This window comes from Pseudomonas lactucae (assembly GCF_016937615.1).
Classification (GTDB): Bacteria; Pseudomonadota; Gammaproteobacteria; order Pseudomonadales; family Pseudomonadaceae; genus Aquipseudomonas; species Aquipseudomonas lactucae.
Map to the genome: position 1 here is coordinate 1 of NZ_JAFHKI010000088.1, position 13,859 is coordinate 13,859.

Annotated in this window: 7 protein-coding genes, 4 pseudogenes and 1 riboswitch; of the genes and pseudogenes, 8 read left to right on the forward strand and 3 right to left on the reverse strand. The window is 61.2% G+C overall.

Features of this window, described 5'->3' with window-relative positions:
• The 3 pseudogenes from JWR98_RS16630 to JWR98_RS16640 form a co-directional block, all read left to right on the forward strand.
• Positions 1 to 86 (forward strand): annotated as a pseudogene (locus JWR98_RS16630) (putative signal transducing protein); the annotation flags it as partial.
• 36 nt (positions 87 to 122) lie between these two features.
• Positions 123 to 744, forward strand: a pseudogene (locus JWR98_RS16635) (SOS response-associated peptidase).
• Between the two features lie 126 nt (positions 745 to 870).
• Positions 871 to 1,688 (forward strand): annotated as a pseudogene (locus tag JWR98_RS16640) (M48 family metallopeptidase).
• Positions 1,689 to 1,830: 142 nt separating this feature from the next.
• On the opposite strand, the gene JWR98_RS16645 reads toward JWR98_RS16640, so the two are convergent.
• The 3 genes from JWR98_RS16645 to JWR98_RS16655 form a co-directional block, all read right to left on the reverse strand.
• Positions 1,831 to 2,415, reverse strand: coding sequence for a TMEM165/GDT1 family protein (locus JWR98_RS16645; protein WP_005784895.1), 585 nt, complete (start codon positions 2,413 to 2,415; stop codon positions 1,831 to 1,833).
• 88 nt (positions 2,416 to 2,503) lie between these two features.
• Positions 2,504 to 2,625: riboswitch (yybP-ykoY riboswitch) on the reverse strand.
• Positions 2,626 to 2,675: 50 nt separating this feature from the next.
• Complete coding sequence (locus JWR98_RS16650) at positions 2,676 to 3,674, reverse strand: class I SAM-dependent methyltransferase (protein WP_078731603.1); 999 nt, start codon at positions 3,672 to 3,674, stop codon at positions 2,676 to 2,678.
• Between the two features lie 30 nt (positions 3,675 to 3,704).
• Positions 3,705 to 4,670: a 2-hydroxyacid dehydrogenase gene (locus tag JWR98_RS16655; RefSeq protein ID WP_205490575.1), complete on the reverse strand. Its 966-nt coding sequence runs from the start codon at positions 4,668 to 4,670 to the stop codon at positions 3,705 to 3,707.
• 85 nt (positions 4,671 to 4,755) lie between these two features.
• Here JWR98_RS16655 and JWR98_RS16660 point away from each other — a divergent pair, with 85 nt between their 5' ends.
• The 5 genes and pseudogenes from JWR98_RS16660 to JWR98_RS16680 all read left to right on the forward strand — a co-directional run bounded on the left by JWR98_RS16660 (position 4,756) and on the right by JWR98_RS16680 (position 13,845).
• A complete protein-coding gene (locus tag JWR98_RS16660; RefSeq protein WP_078731605.1) occupies positions 4,756 to 5,388 on the forward strand; it encodes a LysE family translocator in 633 nt (210 codons plus the stop codon).
• 204 nt (positions 5,389 to 5,592) lie between these two features.
• Positions 5,593 to 7,275, forward strand: a complete 1,683-nt coding sequence (locus JWR98_RS16665) for a fatty acid--CoA ligase (RefSeq protein ID WP_205490577.1) — start codon at positions 5,593 to 5,595, stop codon at positions 7,273 to 7,275.
• A 331-nt stretch (positions 7,276 to 7,606) separates the two neighbouring features.
• Positions 7,607 to 9,466, forward strand: a complete 1,860-nt coding sequence (locus tag JWR98_RS16670) for a DUF1302 domain-containing protein (RefSeq protein ID WP_078731607.1) — start codon at positions 7,607 to 7,609, stop codon at positions 9,464 to 9,466.
• A 43-nt stretch (positions 9,467 to 9,509) separates the two neighbouring features.
• A pseudogene (locus tag JWR98_RS16675) lies at positions 9,510 to 10,873 on the forward strand (DUF1329 domain-containing protein).
• 242 nt (positions 10,874 to 11,115) lie between these two features.
• Positions 11,116 to 13,845 carry a winged helix-turn-helix domain-containing protein gene (locus JWR98_RS16680; protein ID WP_205490578.1) on the forward strand — a complete coding sequence of 910 codons (2,730 nt, stop codon included), beginning with the start codon at positions 11,116 to 11,118 and terminating at the stop codon, positions 13,843 to 13,845.
• Positions 13,846 to 13,859 lie beyond the last annotated feature (14 nt).

Genomic DNA, 13,859 nt, shown 5'->3' on the forward strand with positions numbered 1-13,859 from the left:
CCCGCGAGCTGATTACTGCCTATATCGGCGCGCAACCCTTGCCCGGCGATGAACCCGACAGCTTTCCCGACGTGCTGGTCTGTTAGGCTGTCGGTCGGTTTACCCAAGAGTCGTGTTGCCCCATGTGTGGACGTTTATGCCCTGTTTCGCTGGAATCCCGCCTTTGCTGCCTTGCCGGGCTTTCCGGCCGACCAGCAGGCCCAGTGGAACATCTCCCCAAATGATTCGGTGCTGATCCAGCGCGCCGGCGCGGGCCAGCGCACCCTGGCCCGCGCCCGCTGGGGCCTCACGCCGCCCTGGCTCACCGACCTGTCCCGCACCCCGGCCCATGCCCGCGCCGAAACCCTGGCCGAACAACCGATGTTTCGCGAGGCGTTCCGCCAGCGCCGTTGCCTGCTGCCCGCCAATGGGTTCTACGAATGGCGCGGCACCCAGCGCAAGCGCCCGTACTGGCTGACGCCGGGGGAGGGCTCCACCTTGTTTTTTGCCGCGATCTGGGAAGCCTATCCGGTGCAGGAGCAGGTGTGGCTGAGCACCGCGGTGGTGACCCAGGCCGCACAGAGTCAGCGCCGGCCGCTGATTCTGGATGCGGCGGGGCAGGCCGCCTGGCTCGATCCCGAGACGCCGTTGCATGTGTTGCAGGGGCTGTTGGCCAGTGAGCCCGTCGCATTGCGTGAGCGGGTCCTGGCCAACATGGTCAACGATCCCAAGCTCAATGGCCCGGAGTGCCTGACCCCGGCTTAAGCCCGAACACGGTCGGATGTATCTGAAAATTAGCAACTGCACGTCTGGAGTATCTGGCGTCGATACAAATGAGCGCCTACGATACGCGCCATGTTTCAAGGGCGTTTTTTCAGGGAGAGAGTGTTGATGAAAAAAACATTGGCGGTAAGCGTACTGGCTGCGGCAATGCTGCTGGCTGGGTGTCAGTCGGTCAACACCACCAGCGGCGGTGCCGTTGGGGTTGAGCGCAAGCAATACATGTTCAGCATGCTGTCGAGCCAGGAAGTCGACCAGATGTATGCTCAGTCCTACCAGCAGACCCTGGGCGAAGCCAGTGGCAAAGGCGTCCTGGACAAGACCAGCGCCAACGCCAAGCGTGTGCAGGCCATCGCCAAGCGCCTGATCGCGCAGGCGCCGACCTTCCGTGCGGATGCCGCCCAATGGAACTGGGAGGTGAACCTGATCAAGAGCGATGAGATGAACGCCAACTGCGGGCCTGGCGGCAAGATCCTGGTGTACAGCGCGTTGATCGACAATCTCAAGCTTACCGATGATGAACTGGCTGCGGTGATGGGGCATGAAATCGCCCACGCCTTGCGCGAGCACGGTCGTGAAGCGATGTCCAAGGCCTACGGTATCGAAATGGCCAAGCAGGGCGCCGGTGCGTTGTTCGGCCTGGGGCAGGACAGCCTGGCGCTGGCCGACACCGTGGCCAACTACGGCATGACCTTGCCCAACAGCCGCAGCAATGAAAACGAAGCCGACCTGATCGGCCTGGAGCTGTCGGCCCGTGCCGGCTACAACCCGAACGCGGCCATCACGTTGTGGAACAAAATGGCCAAGGCTTCCGACGCGCGCCACCGGAATTCATGAGCACTCACCCGGCGTCCGACAGCCGTATTGCCTCGTTGCAGGCGGCGATTCCGAAGGTGATGCCGCTGTACCAACAGGCCAAAAAATCCTGATATCTAAATCCTGGTGAAGATTCAAATGTGGGAGGGGGCTTGCCCCCGATGACGGAGTGTCAGTCAGCTTATCTATGACTGACATACTGCTATCGGGGGCAAGCCCCCTCCCACATTGGATTGGGTTTGCAGGCTTAGATCCTTAGATCCAGCCACTGCTCTGCATGGCTTTGTAGACAGCCACGATCGCCAGCACAAAGAACGCCGTTGCCGCCAATCGACGAATCAGCGTCAGCGGCAGTTTCTCCGCCGCGAAATTCCCCGCCAGAACCACCGGCACGTTGGCAATCAACATGCCCAGGGTGGTACCGATAATCACCAGCCATAGCTCCGGATATTGCGCGGCCAGCATCACCGTGGCGATCTGGGTCTTGTCACCGATTTCCGCGAGGAAGAACGCAATCAGCGTGGTCAGGAATGGCCCGAACTTGCGTGTGGTGCTGGCTTCGTCGTCATCGAGTTTGTCCGGCACCAGGGTCCACAAGGCCGTGGCACAGAAGCTCGCCGCGAGGATCCAATGCAATACCGCATCCGAGAAGAAACTGCCAAACCAGGCACCCACGGCACCGGCGGCCGCATGGTTGGCCAATGTCGCGGCAACGATACCGGCGATGATCGGCCAGGGCTTGCGGAAGCGAGCTGCGAGAATGAGCGCGAGCAGTTGCGTCTTGTCGCCGATTTCGGCCAAGGCAACTATTGCGGTAGGAACGAGTAATGAATCCAGCATCAGGTAGGTTTCCAGGGGCGGGTCGACACGGCTATGACACGTACAGCCTTCCCGCCCCGGGTAAGGTGTGCGTGTCATAGGTCTTGTCAAACCCCGGTCCGTCTGTGCGGACTCCTGGGTCGCATACGCCATGGTCTGCTGACCAAGTATGTTGACGTATGCCGGACGAGCATTTCGCTCGTGGGAGACTACTCCCCTAGGACGGAGCGGATTCTGCCTAGGCAAAACCCATTCGGCAAGCCCTCTTTTTCAAACGCCCGTCAGGGGCGCTTGGCGCGGTAGATGCGAAAACCATTGCCCTCGGCCTTCACCGCACACACGCCCAGGTGCTCTTCTATCAGTGGCTGGTACTTCAGGAAACTATTCGCAACCAGGCGAAGTTCGCCGCCTTTTGCCAGATGTTTGGCCGCTTTTCGCAGCAGGTTCTCGGTGGCGAAATAATCTGTGTGTACCCCGACATGGAACGGTGGGTTGCTCAAAATCGCATTCAAACCCATCGGCGCAGCGTCGATCCCATCACCGGTCAGCACGTCGGCTTCCAGACCATTGGCGGCCAGGGTCAAGCGGCTGCTGGCGGCGGCAAACGCGTCCACATCGAGCAGGGTCACGCTGTTGTGCGGATAGCGGCGTTTCACCGCAGCCCCCAGCACGCCGGCGCCGCAACCGAAGTCCAGCAAATGGCCGCTGGGCAGTTTGTCCAGATGCGCCAGCAGCAACTCGGTGCCTCGGTCCAGGCGGCCATGGCTGAACACGCCCGGCAGACTCACGACCTTGAGCGGCCCTTCGGCCAAGGGCACCTCGAAGACTTGCGCCAGGCTTTCCAGCGCCACCACTTGCGGGGTGTTGGCCACGGTGACTTGCCACAGCTGGCAATGCCGCGCGTTGTCGAGCTTGCGCGGTTTGCCAAAGGGGATCATCTGTTTGGCGGCGCTTTCGATGCCGCCTTTTTTCTCCCCCACCAGGAACAGCTCGGCGCCGGGCAGGCGCGCGGCCACTGCGTTGAGCAGGTAGTCGGTGAGGTCTTTGGATTTGGGCAGGAAAATCACCGCGCTATCAAACCTGCGCTCCGGCACATTCACGCCAAACTGGCTGCGCTCCGGAAAGCGCGCATCGAGCGCCGCCTGGTCACCGGCGTGCCAGCACCAGCCATGGGCATTGGGCAGGCGTCCCAGCAGATCGTCGGCGGGCAACCCCACCAACAGCAAATTGCCTTGAAAAAGTTCGGCCTGACGAAGCAGTACTTCACTGCGCGGATCCATGGTCTGCTCCTTGAAAAGGGGCGCAGTTTATCAACTGACGACACGCAGCGGGGCACCGTTGAAAAAGCCCCTAGCGTTTTCCGCCAGTTGGCCGACGATGCGCTGCCGTGCTTCACGGCTACCCCAGGCATTGTGCGGCGTAACGATCAGTCGCGGGATATCGCCGGCCAGCAGCGGGTTGCCGTTGACCGGCGGCTCCACGCTCAGCACATCAGTGGCCGCGCCGCCCAGATGACCGCTGCGCAAGGCATCAGCCAGGGCCTGTTCGTTGATCAATCCTCCACGCGCCGTATTGACCACAAACGCGCCCGGCTTGAGCAGTGCCAGTTCACGGGCGCCGATAAAATCGCGGGTGTGTTCGTTGAGCGGGCAGTGCAGGGTGATCGCATCGGCCTGGGCCAGCAACTCATCCAGTGGCACGCGATCTGCGCGGGCAGGGCGCCCTGGGATGGCGCCGAGCAGCACGCGCATGCCAAAAGCTTCGGCCAGGCGTGCCACGGCACTGCCCAGCTCACCGTGGCCCAGCAGGCCGAGGGTCTTGCCTTCCAGTTCGACGATAGGATGGTCCAGCAGGCAGAACTGCTTGGCTTGCTGCCACTTGCCGGCGGCCACGTCCTGTTGGTAGTCCTTCAAGCGCGTCGCCAGGTTCAGCAACAGCATGATCGTATGCTGCGCCACCGACGGCGTGCCGTAGCCCCGGCAGTTGCTCACGGTGATGCCATGGGCGCGGGCAGCATGCAGATCAACGTTATTGGTTCCGGTGGCCGACACCAGGATCAACTTGAGTTCCGGGCAGGCCGCAAGCGTTTCAGCGTTGAGAACGATCTTGTTGCTGATCGCGACGTGAGCACCTTGCAAGCGGTCGATCACGTTCTGCGGCGTGGTCTGTTCGAATAGCCGCAGGTCGCTGAAGCTGCTGCGCAACGCGCTGAGGTCCAGGTCCCCAAGGTCCAGGGAGGGATGATCAAGGAAGACGGCGCGGCGATTGTTCGTCATCAACTGTACCTTTTGCGACAGGATTCGAAGGCGTAATCTGCCGAGCCTATCAGATGAAATAATCCGTTACGTAATTGGAGTGAGCATGTACCTCGCCGAGTTTTTGACCGTAGCCTTGATTCACCTGTTGGCGGTAGCCAGCCCCGGCCCGGATTTCGCCGTGGTGGTGCGTGAAAGCGTGACCCACGGTCGTCGCGCCGGCACCTGGACCGCATTGGGCGTGGGCTCGGCGATCTTCCTGCACGTCGGTTACTCGTTGCTCGGCATCGGCCTGATCGTGTCCCAGTCCATCGTGTTGTTCAACGCGCTGAAATGGGCGGCGGCGGCGTACCTGTTGTACATCGGCTTCAAAGCCTTGCGTGCGCAGCCGGCCAAGCCTGCCGCCGACGGCGAGCTGCACCGTGAAGCCGGCGAGCGCACCCCACGCGGAGCGTTTACCGCGGGCTTTGTGACCAATGGTTTGAACCCCAAGGCGACGTTGTTCTTCCTGTCGTTGTTCACGGTGGTGATCAACCCGCACACGCCGCTGGCGGTGCAGGCCGGTTATGGCGTGTATCTGGCGGTGGCGACCGCGTTGTGGTTTTGCCTAGTGGCGATGCTGTTCAGCCAGCAGCGTGTGCGAGCGGGGTTTGCGCGGATGGGGCACTGGTTTGATCGGACTATGGGCGCGGTGTTGATTGCCATCGGCGTGAAGTTGGCATTCACCAGCATGAAATAATCGCTGCTCGTTCAAGCGGGCACGGTCAAAGTGTGGAAGGGGCTTGCCCCTTCCACATTGGATCTGTATGAGTCCAGGGTAGTGGCGCAAAGCTAGTATTTGCTTGGCCCTGCAAATCATTCCTTCGGCTGATTTAGCTGCACCATAACCTCTCTACAGTGCAGGTCTTCAAGCCAAGACCGTGCAGTCATAAAAGGGATTCGTATGTTGCAGACCCGTGTTATTCCCCCCGCCGAAGGTGCATACCAGTACCCGCTGTTGATCAAGCGCCTGCTGATGTCCGGCGCTCGCTACGAAAAAACCCGGGAAATCGTCTACCGCGACAAACTGCGCTACACCTACCCGACTCTGATCGAACGGGTCGCGCGCCTGGCCAATGTGTTGAGCGAGGCCGGGGTCAAGGCCGGTGATACCGTGGCGGTGATGGACTGGGACAGCCATCGTTACCTGGAATGCATGTTCGCCATCCCGATGATCGGCGCAGTGATCCACACCATCAACGTGCGTCTGTCGCCGGAACAGATTCTGTACACCATGAACCACGCCGAGGACCGCTTCGTGCTGGTCAACAGCGAGTTCGTCGGGCTTTACCAGGCGATTGCCGGGCAGCTTACCACCGTCGACAAGACCCTGCTGCTCACCGACGGTGAGTCAACAACCGCCGAGTTGCCCAACCTGGTGGGCGAGTACGAAACCCTGCTGGCCGCGGCCAGCCCCCGCTACGACTTTCAGGACTTCGACGAGCATTCCGTCGCCACCACCTTCTACACCACCGGCACCACCGGTAACCCCAAGGGCGTGTATTTCACCCATCGCCAACTGGTGCTGCACACCATCGGGGTGGCGACCATCATGGGCAGCATCGACAGCGTGCGGTTGCTGGGCACCAACGATGTGTACATGCCGATCACGCCGATGTTCCATGTGCATGCCTGGGGCCTGCCGTATGTGGCGACCATGCTTGGCTTGAAGCAGGTCTACCCCGGCCGCTACGACCCGGAATACCTGGTGCAGTTGTGGCGCAAGGAGAAGGTTACGTTCTCGCACTGCGTGCCGACCATCCTGCAAATGGTACTCAACGCCAAGGCCGCCCAAGGCGTGGATTTTGGCGGCTGGAAAATCGTCATCGGCGGCAGCGCGCTCAACCGGTCGCTGTACGAAGCGTCCAAGGCGCGAGGTATTCAGCTGACCGCTGCGTACGGCATGTCCGAGACCGGGCCGCTGGTGTCCTGCGCCCACCTCAACGACGAGTTGATGGCCGGCAGCGAGGATGAACGCATCACCTATCGCATCAAGGCCGGCGTGCCGGGGCCGTTGGTCGAAGCGGCGATCGTCGACGGTGAGGGCAACTTCCTGCCCGCCGACGGTGAGTCCCAGGGCGAGTTGGTGCTACGCGCGCCCTGGCTCAGCGAAGGTTATTTCAATGAGCCGCAAAAGGGCGCCGAGCTGTGGGCGGGTGGCTGGATGCACACCGGCGACGTGGCCACGCTGGATGCATTCGGCGTGATCGATATCCGCGACCGCATCAAGGATGTGATCAAGACCGGTGGCGAGTGGATCTCTTCCCTGGCCCTCGAAGACTTGGTCAGCCGTCACCCGGCGGTACGCGAAGTAGCGGTGGTGGGCATTGCCGATCCACAGTGGGGCGAGCGCCCGTTTGCGCTGTTGGTGGTGCATGATGGCCATGTGATAGGGGCCCGCGAACTCAAGGAGCACCTCAAGCCTTTTGTCGAATTGGGCCATTTGAGTAAATGGGCGATTCCGAGCCAGATCGCCGTTGTTACGGAAATTCCCAAGACCAGCGTCGGCAAGCTCGATAAAAAACGTATCCGTGTCGACATCATTGAATGGCAGGCCAACAACAGCACCTTCCTGTCCACCCTCTGACGCCCTTCGCCGTGCCCGTTCGGGCACGGCAATGCTCTATCTTGAGCCTTTACTTGTGATTTGCCGATTTTCAGCCATCCTCTGCGCGTCGGCCTTCGTCGACATGGCGAAAGGACTGTGGCAGACGGGTCGCTGATGCAAATCACACTTTAGAGGGATCAAGCCGTACCCCCTGCTGGCTATAGTCCGCCCATGGGTTTTTCAAGGATGCGTCGCTTCGGGCCATGGAGGTTCAGTTGCCGGACGGCATTGGAATCGTTGTATTCCGGCCGTTACAAGCATCACAGAAAGAACTCACTGCCATAACAATAATGCACATGGAGTAGCGTCGATGACCTCAGTAAACCAGTTCTGGCGCCGGGCAAGACTGCCCCTGGCCGTCAGTCTCGCCTCTACGCTCGCCGGGCCCGCATTCGGCGTCAGTTTCAATATCGGTGAAATCGAGGGGAGTTTTGACTCCTCGCTTTCCGTGGGCGCCAGTTGGTCGACAGCCAAGCCCAACCAGGACCTGATCGGTGCCAACAATGGCGGCAATGGTCTGTCCCAGACTTCCGACGACGGCCACTTGAATTTCAAACGCGGTGAAACGTTCTCGAAGATCTTCAAGGGGATTCACGACCTGGAACTGAAGTACGGTGACACCGGCGTGTTTGTGCGTGGCAAGTACTGGTATGACTTCGAACTCAAGGATGAAAGTCGTGAGTTCAAAGACATCAGTGACAACAACCGCAAAGAGGGCGCCAAGTCCTCTGGCGGGCAAATTCTCGATGCCTTCGTCTACCACAACTATGCGATCGCCGATCAGCCGGGCAGCGTGCGGTTTGGTAAGCAGGTAGTGAGCTGGGGCGAAAGTACCTTCATCGGTGGCGGCATCAACTCCATCAACCCGATTGACGTGTCCGCGTTCCGTCGTCCGGGTGCCGAGGTCAAGGAGGGCTTGATTCCGGTCAATATGTTCTATGTGTCGCAGACCTTGACCGATAACCTGTCGGCCGAAGCGTTTTATCAATTGGAATGGGACCAGACGGTTACCGATAACTGCGGGACGTTCTTCTCGCAGCCGGACGTCATCTCTGATGGTTGCGATAACAACCTTCGGGTCTTGAGCAAGCGCTCGCGCATTTCGCCTCTGGCCTATCCAACCCTCAATGCTGTAGGGGTTAATGTGAACGAAGAGGGCGTGCTGGTGCGCCGTGGCCCCGACCGCGATGCGCGTGACAGCGGCCAGTTCGGCGTAGCGATGCACTACAACTTTGAACCGCTGGACACCGAGTTCGGCGCGTACTTCATGAACTATCACAGCCGTGCGCCGATTTTCAGTGCGCAGGGTGCGCCATCGTCGGCCTACACCCGACCTCTGGGCCCCTTGGCGGCATTACGCCCCGTGATCGTGGCAGGCAGCTCTAACTACTTTGTCGAATACCCGGAAGATATCCGCCTCTACGGCTTGAGCTTCTCCACCACGCTGCCTACGGGTACCGCATGGAGTGGTGAGTTGAGCTATCGGCCAAATGCCCCGGTGCAACTGAGTACCACCGACATCCTTTATGCCGGCGTCACGCCGATTCCAGGTTTTGGCAATGCCTCGGTACTCAAAGGCTCGCCGGGTCAGGACCTGCATGGTTACAACCGTAAGGAAGTCACCCAGTTCCAGACCACGTTCACACACTTCTTCGATCAGGTGATGGGCGCCAGCCGTTTGACCACGGTGGGTGAGATCGGGGTGACTCACGTGGGCGGTCTGGAAAGCAAATCCCAGGCACGTTATGGCCGTGACCCGGTGTTTGGTCCAGGCACGTTGCCGGGTGGTTTCTGTAATACGCTCAATAACTCGACCGCCGTCGGTGCCGGCCTGGGTAACGCCAACGGGCTCAATACCAACTGCAACAACGATGGCTTCACCACCGCCACTTCCTGGGGTTACCGCGCCCGTGCAATCTGGGAATACCCGGATGTCTTCTCGGGTGTGAACCTCAAGCCAAACGTGGCGTGGTCCCACGACGTCAAAGGTTACTCCCCGGGTCCTGGCGCCAACTTCGAAGAGGGGCGCAAGGCCGTCAGCCTGGGCGTGGATGCCGAATACCAGAACACCTACACCGCCAGCCTCAACTACACCAACTTCTTCGGTGGAGAATTCAGCACCGTGAATGACCGCGACTTCGTCGCTTTGAGCTTCGGCGCCAACTTCTAAGCACATTTTTTCCAAGTTGCAGGCATTTCAGGAAGACCAGAACATGAAAATAACCAAAAGTCTGTTGCACGTGGGTGTGCTTGGGCTGTCGATCCTGGCGAGCAACGTCATGGCGGCAGTGTCGGCGGATGAAGCCGCCAAGCTGGGCACGACCCTGACGCCGATGGGCGCCGAAATGGCCGGTAACGCAGCCGGCACCATCCCGAAATGGTCGCCAATGGCGACAACGCCGGCGCTGTGGATGCCAGAGGCTTCCTGGCCAACCCTTACGCCAGTGAGCAACCGCAATTCACCATCACCGCGCAGAACGTCGAGCAGTACAAAGACAAGCTGGCGCCGGGGCAGTACGCGATGTTCAAGCGTTACCCGGAAACCTTCAAGATGCCGGTCTACCCGACCCATCGCGGCGCCACCGTGCCGGCCGAGGTGTTTGCCTCCATCAAGAAGAACGCCACCACCACCAACCTGGTGTCCGGCGGCAACGGCCTGGAAAACTTTGAGACCGCCGTGCCGTTTCCGATCCCGAAAAGCGGGGTCGAAGTCATCTGGAACCACATCACCCGTTATCGCGGCGGCAGTGTGACCCGTCTGGTCACCCAGGCCACGCCGCAAACCAACGGTTCCTACAGCCTGGTGTACTTCCGCGACCAGTTCGTGTTCCGCGACAAGATGAAGGATTTCGACCCGAAAAATCCGGGCAACATCCTGTTCTACTTCAAGCAGCAAGTGACCGCGCCGGCACGTCTGGCCGGCGGTGTGCTGCTGGTGCACGAAACCCTGGACCAGGTTAAGGAACCGCGTTCGGCGTGGGTCTACAACGCCGGCCAGCGCCGTGTGCGCCGTGCGCCGCAAGTGTCCTATGACGGTCCGGGTACCGCCGCCGACGGCCTGCGTACCTCCGACAACCTCGACATGTACAACGGTGCGCCGGACCGCTACGACTGGAAACTGGAAGGCAAGAAGGAAATCTACATCGCCTCCAACAGCTACAAGATCGACGATCCGAAGCTCAAGTACGCCGATATCATCAAGGCTGGCCACATCAACCAGGACCTCACGCGTTATGAGCTGCGCCGCGTCTGGCATGTGGTCGCCACCTTGAAGGAAGGCCAGCGTCATATCTATGCCAAGCGTGACTTCTACATCGACGAAGACACCTGGCAAGCCGCGGTGATCGATCACTACGACGGTCGCGGTCAACTGTGGCGCGTCGCCGAAGCCCATGGCGAGAACTACTATGACAAGCAAGTGCCGTGGTACGCGCTGGAAACGCTCTACGACCTGCAGTCCGGCCGCTACCTTGCCCTGGGCATGAAGAACGAAGAGAAGCAGGCCTATGACTTCGGCTTCACCGCCACCACCAGCGACTTCACTCCGGCGGCCCTGCGCCAGGATGGCGTTCGCTAAACGACAGCTGTAACCCAATGTGGGAGGGGGTTTGCCCCCGATACCGGTGTGACAGTCGGCATAGGCATTGACTGAACCACCGGTATCGGTAGCAAGCCCTCTCCCACTTTTTGTTGGTTACGATATTTTTTGTCGCAGTTCTTTTTCAGGCAAATGTTGCAAAGATCTACAAAGCGGCGGCTTTTACCGCTAGTCTGCGGACATCTGCAATGCCGACAACAGCCTTCTACAAGAGCCCGGCGATGACTGATCTGTCCCGAATCCAAGGGCCTGCCAGTGCGGTAATCCCGACCCTGGAAGGTCGCTTCTACAGGCCTCCGCTGCCTGACGGCTACGTGCCGCGTCCGCGGCTGTGCGAACGGCTGCGCGCCGGGCTGGAGGGGCGATTGTTGCTGGTCAGCGCACCGGCGGGGTTCGGCAAGAGTTCGCTGGCGGTGGAGTTCTGCCAGAGCCTGCCGGGCCACTGGCAAAACCTGTGGTTGGGTCTGAGCCCTCGGGACAATGACCCGGGACGTTTTCTCGAGCGCCTGCTCGAAGGCGTGCAGCAGTACTTCCCACGCGTCGGCGCCCAGTCCCTGGGCCTGCTGAAAATGCGTCAGCGTCACCAACCCTTTGCTTTTGAAGAATGGCTCGATGGTCTGCTCGATGAGCTGACCGAGCACCTGTCCATCCAGGCTCCGCTGTTGCTGGTACTGGATGACTATCACCTGGCCCAGGGCCCGGTGCTGGACCGTTGCCTGCAATTTTTCCTCAATCATCTGCCTGACGGGCTGCTGGTACTGGTCACCAGTCGCCAGCGTCCGGACTGGCACCTGGCGCGCTTGCGCCTGTCGCGGCATTTGCTGGAGTTGCACGAGCAGGACCTGCGCCTCACCCATGCCGAATCCCTGGCGCTGCTGGACCGCCACAGCAGCTCCCTGAAGGGCGAGGCCCTCGACAACCTGATCCGTCGCAGTGAAGGCTGGGTCGCCGGCCTGCGCTTCTGGTTGCTGGCGGCTTCCGAGGCCGGTAGTGAAGGCGCCTTGCCGCAAAGCCTGCACGGTGGGGAAGGGCTGATCCGTGACTATCTGCTCGAAGAAGTGATCGACTGTCTGCCATCCGAAGTGCAGGCGTTCCTGTTCGACACCGCCCCCCAGGAGCGCTTTTGCAGCGAGCTGTGCGACGCGGTGCGCGAAGCCCATGACAGCGCCGAAATCCTGCGCTACCTGCAAGCCCATCAAGTCTTTTTGGTGCCGCTGGACGAGCAGGGCCACTGGTACCGCTATCACCATTTATTCTCCGACCTGCTACGTACCCGGCGCGCCAGCAGTAATGTGCTGCCGGCCGCGAGTTTGCACCTGCGCGCCTGCCGCTGGTTCAATGCCCAGGGCTTGATCGATGAGGCGGTGGAGCAGGCACTGCGCGCCGGCCACCTCGACGTGGCGGCGAACCTGGTACAAAACCTCTCCGAAGAACAACTGCTGGCCGAACAGAACGTCGGCATGCTGCTGCGTTGGAAAATGGACCTGCCCGACAGCCTGCTGATCAGCACGCCGCGTCTGATCGTGCTGTACAGCTGGGCGCTTGGGCTGGCTTGCCAGCTGGATGCGGCGCAAGAGTTGTCCGCCTACCTCAGCCGCTTCCTGCCGGCGCCGTCGGCTACCGCACAGAAGTCGATGCTGGCCCAATGGCTCGCGCTGAGCGGCATCATCGCCCGGGGCCGGGGCGACCGAGAGTTGACCTTGCGCTATTGCAGCGAAGCCCTGGAAAGTCTGCCGCAGCGGCGCTACGGCCAGCGCCTGGTTTGCCTCTCGACGCTGTCCAACCTCGCCATCGCCGATGGCGACTTGTGGCGCGCCCGTGGTTTGAACCGCGAGTCCCTGGAACTGGCGCAGCGCGTCGGTAACCCGCTGTTCGAGGCCCTGGCCCATTACGACCGTGCGCGGGTCTTGCAGGCGCGGGGTGAAATCCTGCGGGCCCTGGATGAAGTGCGTCAGGGTCTGCAACGCCTGCACGGCCTGGCGCCGCAGCGGCTGTATGCAGTGCGTGCCCGCCTCTCGCTTTACGAAGGCTATTTGCTGTTGATGCGCAACCAGTCCGACGCCGGTCTTGCCCTCCTGCGTGCCGGCCTGGCCGAGGCGCGCGCCTGCCGCGACATCAGCGTGCTGATCGGCCATTGCGTGATCGCCAGCTTCGAAGGGCGGCGCGGCGACTTTCCCACGGCCTTCGCCGAACTGGCCGAGGCGGAGCGTTTGATGCACATCTGGGATGTGCCGCCGATCTACTACCTGGCGATGATTACCCTGATCAAATGCGAGCTGTGGCTGGCCCAGGGCCGCACCGACCTGGCCGATGCCTGGTTGACGCGGCTGGGGCAGACCTACAATGGCGAGCACGCCGCCGCGGCGCCAGAATTTCACCCGCACCTGCCGCAGCATATCGGACTGCAACAAGCCGCACTCGACGCCGTCCGGCATCAGCCCGAAGCGGCACTCCAACGACTTGAAGAACTGGCGCAACACGCCCATCACAGCGGGCGCCAGATGATCGCGCTGCTGGCGCTGACTCAATTGGCGCAGCTTCTGCTGCTGGGAGGGCAGGAGGCCAAGGCTCGGCCGGTATTGGCGCGAGCCCTTGAGGCTGGCGCGGGAGGGGCGCTGCAACCCTTTCAGCGCCTGCTGGACGGCCACCCGGACTGGATGCGCGAGCAACTGAGTAAAGACCCGCAAGGCCTGCTGAACCAAAGCCTGTTGGCGCTGTTGCCGGCGGGGGAGCAGATCGGGACCTCGACCGTCCACGAAACCCTGAGCGTGCGCGAGCTGGCCGTCCTGCAACTGATCGCCGAAGGCTGTTCCAACCAGGAAATCAGCAACCGTTTGTTTATTTCCCTGCACACGGTCAAGACCCACGCCAGCCATATCAACAGCAAGCTGGGCGTGGAGCGACGTACCCAGGCGGTGGCGCGGGCGCAGGAGTTGAGGTTGATTGGTTAGCGCCTTAAGGACGT

Coding starts and splice junctions, on each gene's coding strand:
- JWR98_RS16680 (WP_205490578.1), top strand. CDS start 11,116: ATGACTGATCTGTCCCGAATCCAAGGGCCTGCCAGTGCGGTAATCCCG.
- JWR98_RS16650 (WP_078731603.1), bottom strand. CDS start 3,674: ATGGATCCGCGCAGTGAAGTACTGCTTCGTCAGGCCGAACTTTTTCAA.
- JWR98_RS16645 (WP_005784895.1), bottom strand. CDS start 2,415: ATGCTGGATTCATTACTCGTTCCTACCGCAATAGTTGCCTTGGCCGAA.
- JWR98_RS16655 (WP_205490575.1), bottom strand. CDS start 4,670: ATGACGAACAATCGCCGCGCCGTCTTCCTTGATCATCCCTCCCTGGAC.
- JWR98_RS16670 (WP_078731607.1), top strand. CDS start 7,607: ATGACCTCAGTAAACCAGTTCTGGCGCCGGGCAAGACTGCCCCTGGCC.
- JWR98_RS16665 (WP_205490577.1), top strand. CDS start 5,593: ATGTTGCAGACCCGTGTTATTCCCCCCGCCGAAGGTGCATACCAGTAC.
- JWR98_RS16660 (WP_078731605.1), top strand. CDS start 4,756: ATGTACCTCGCCGAGTTTTTGACCGTAGCCTTGATTCACCTGTTGGCG.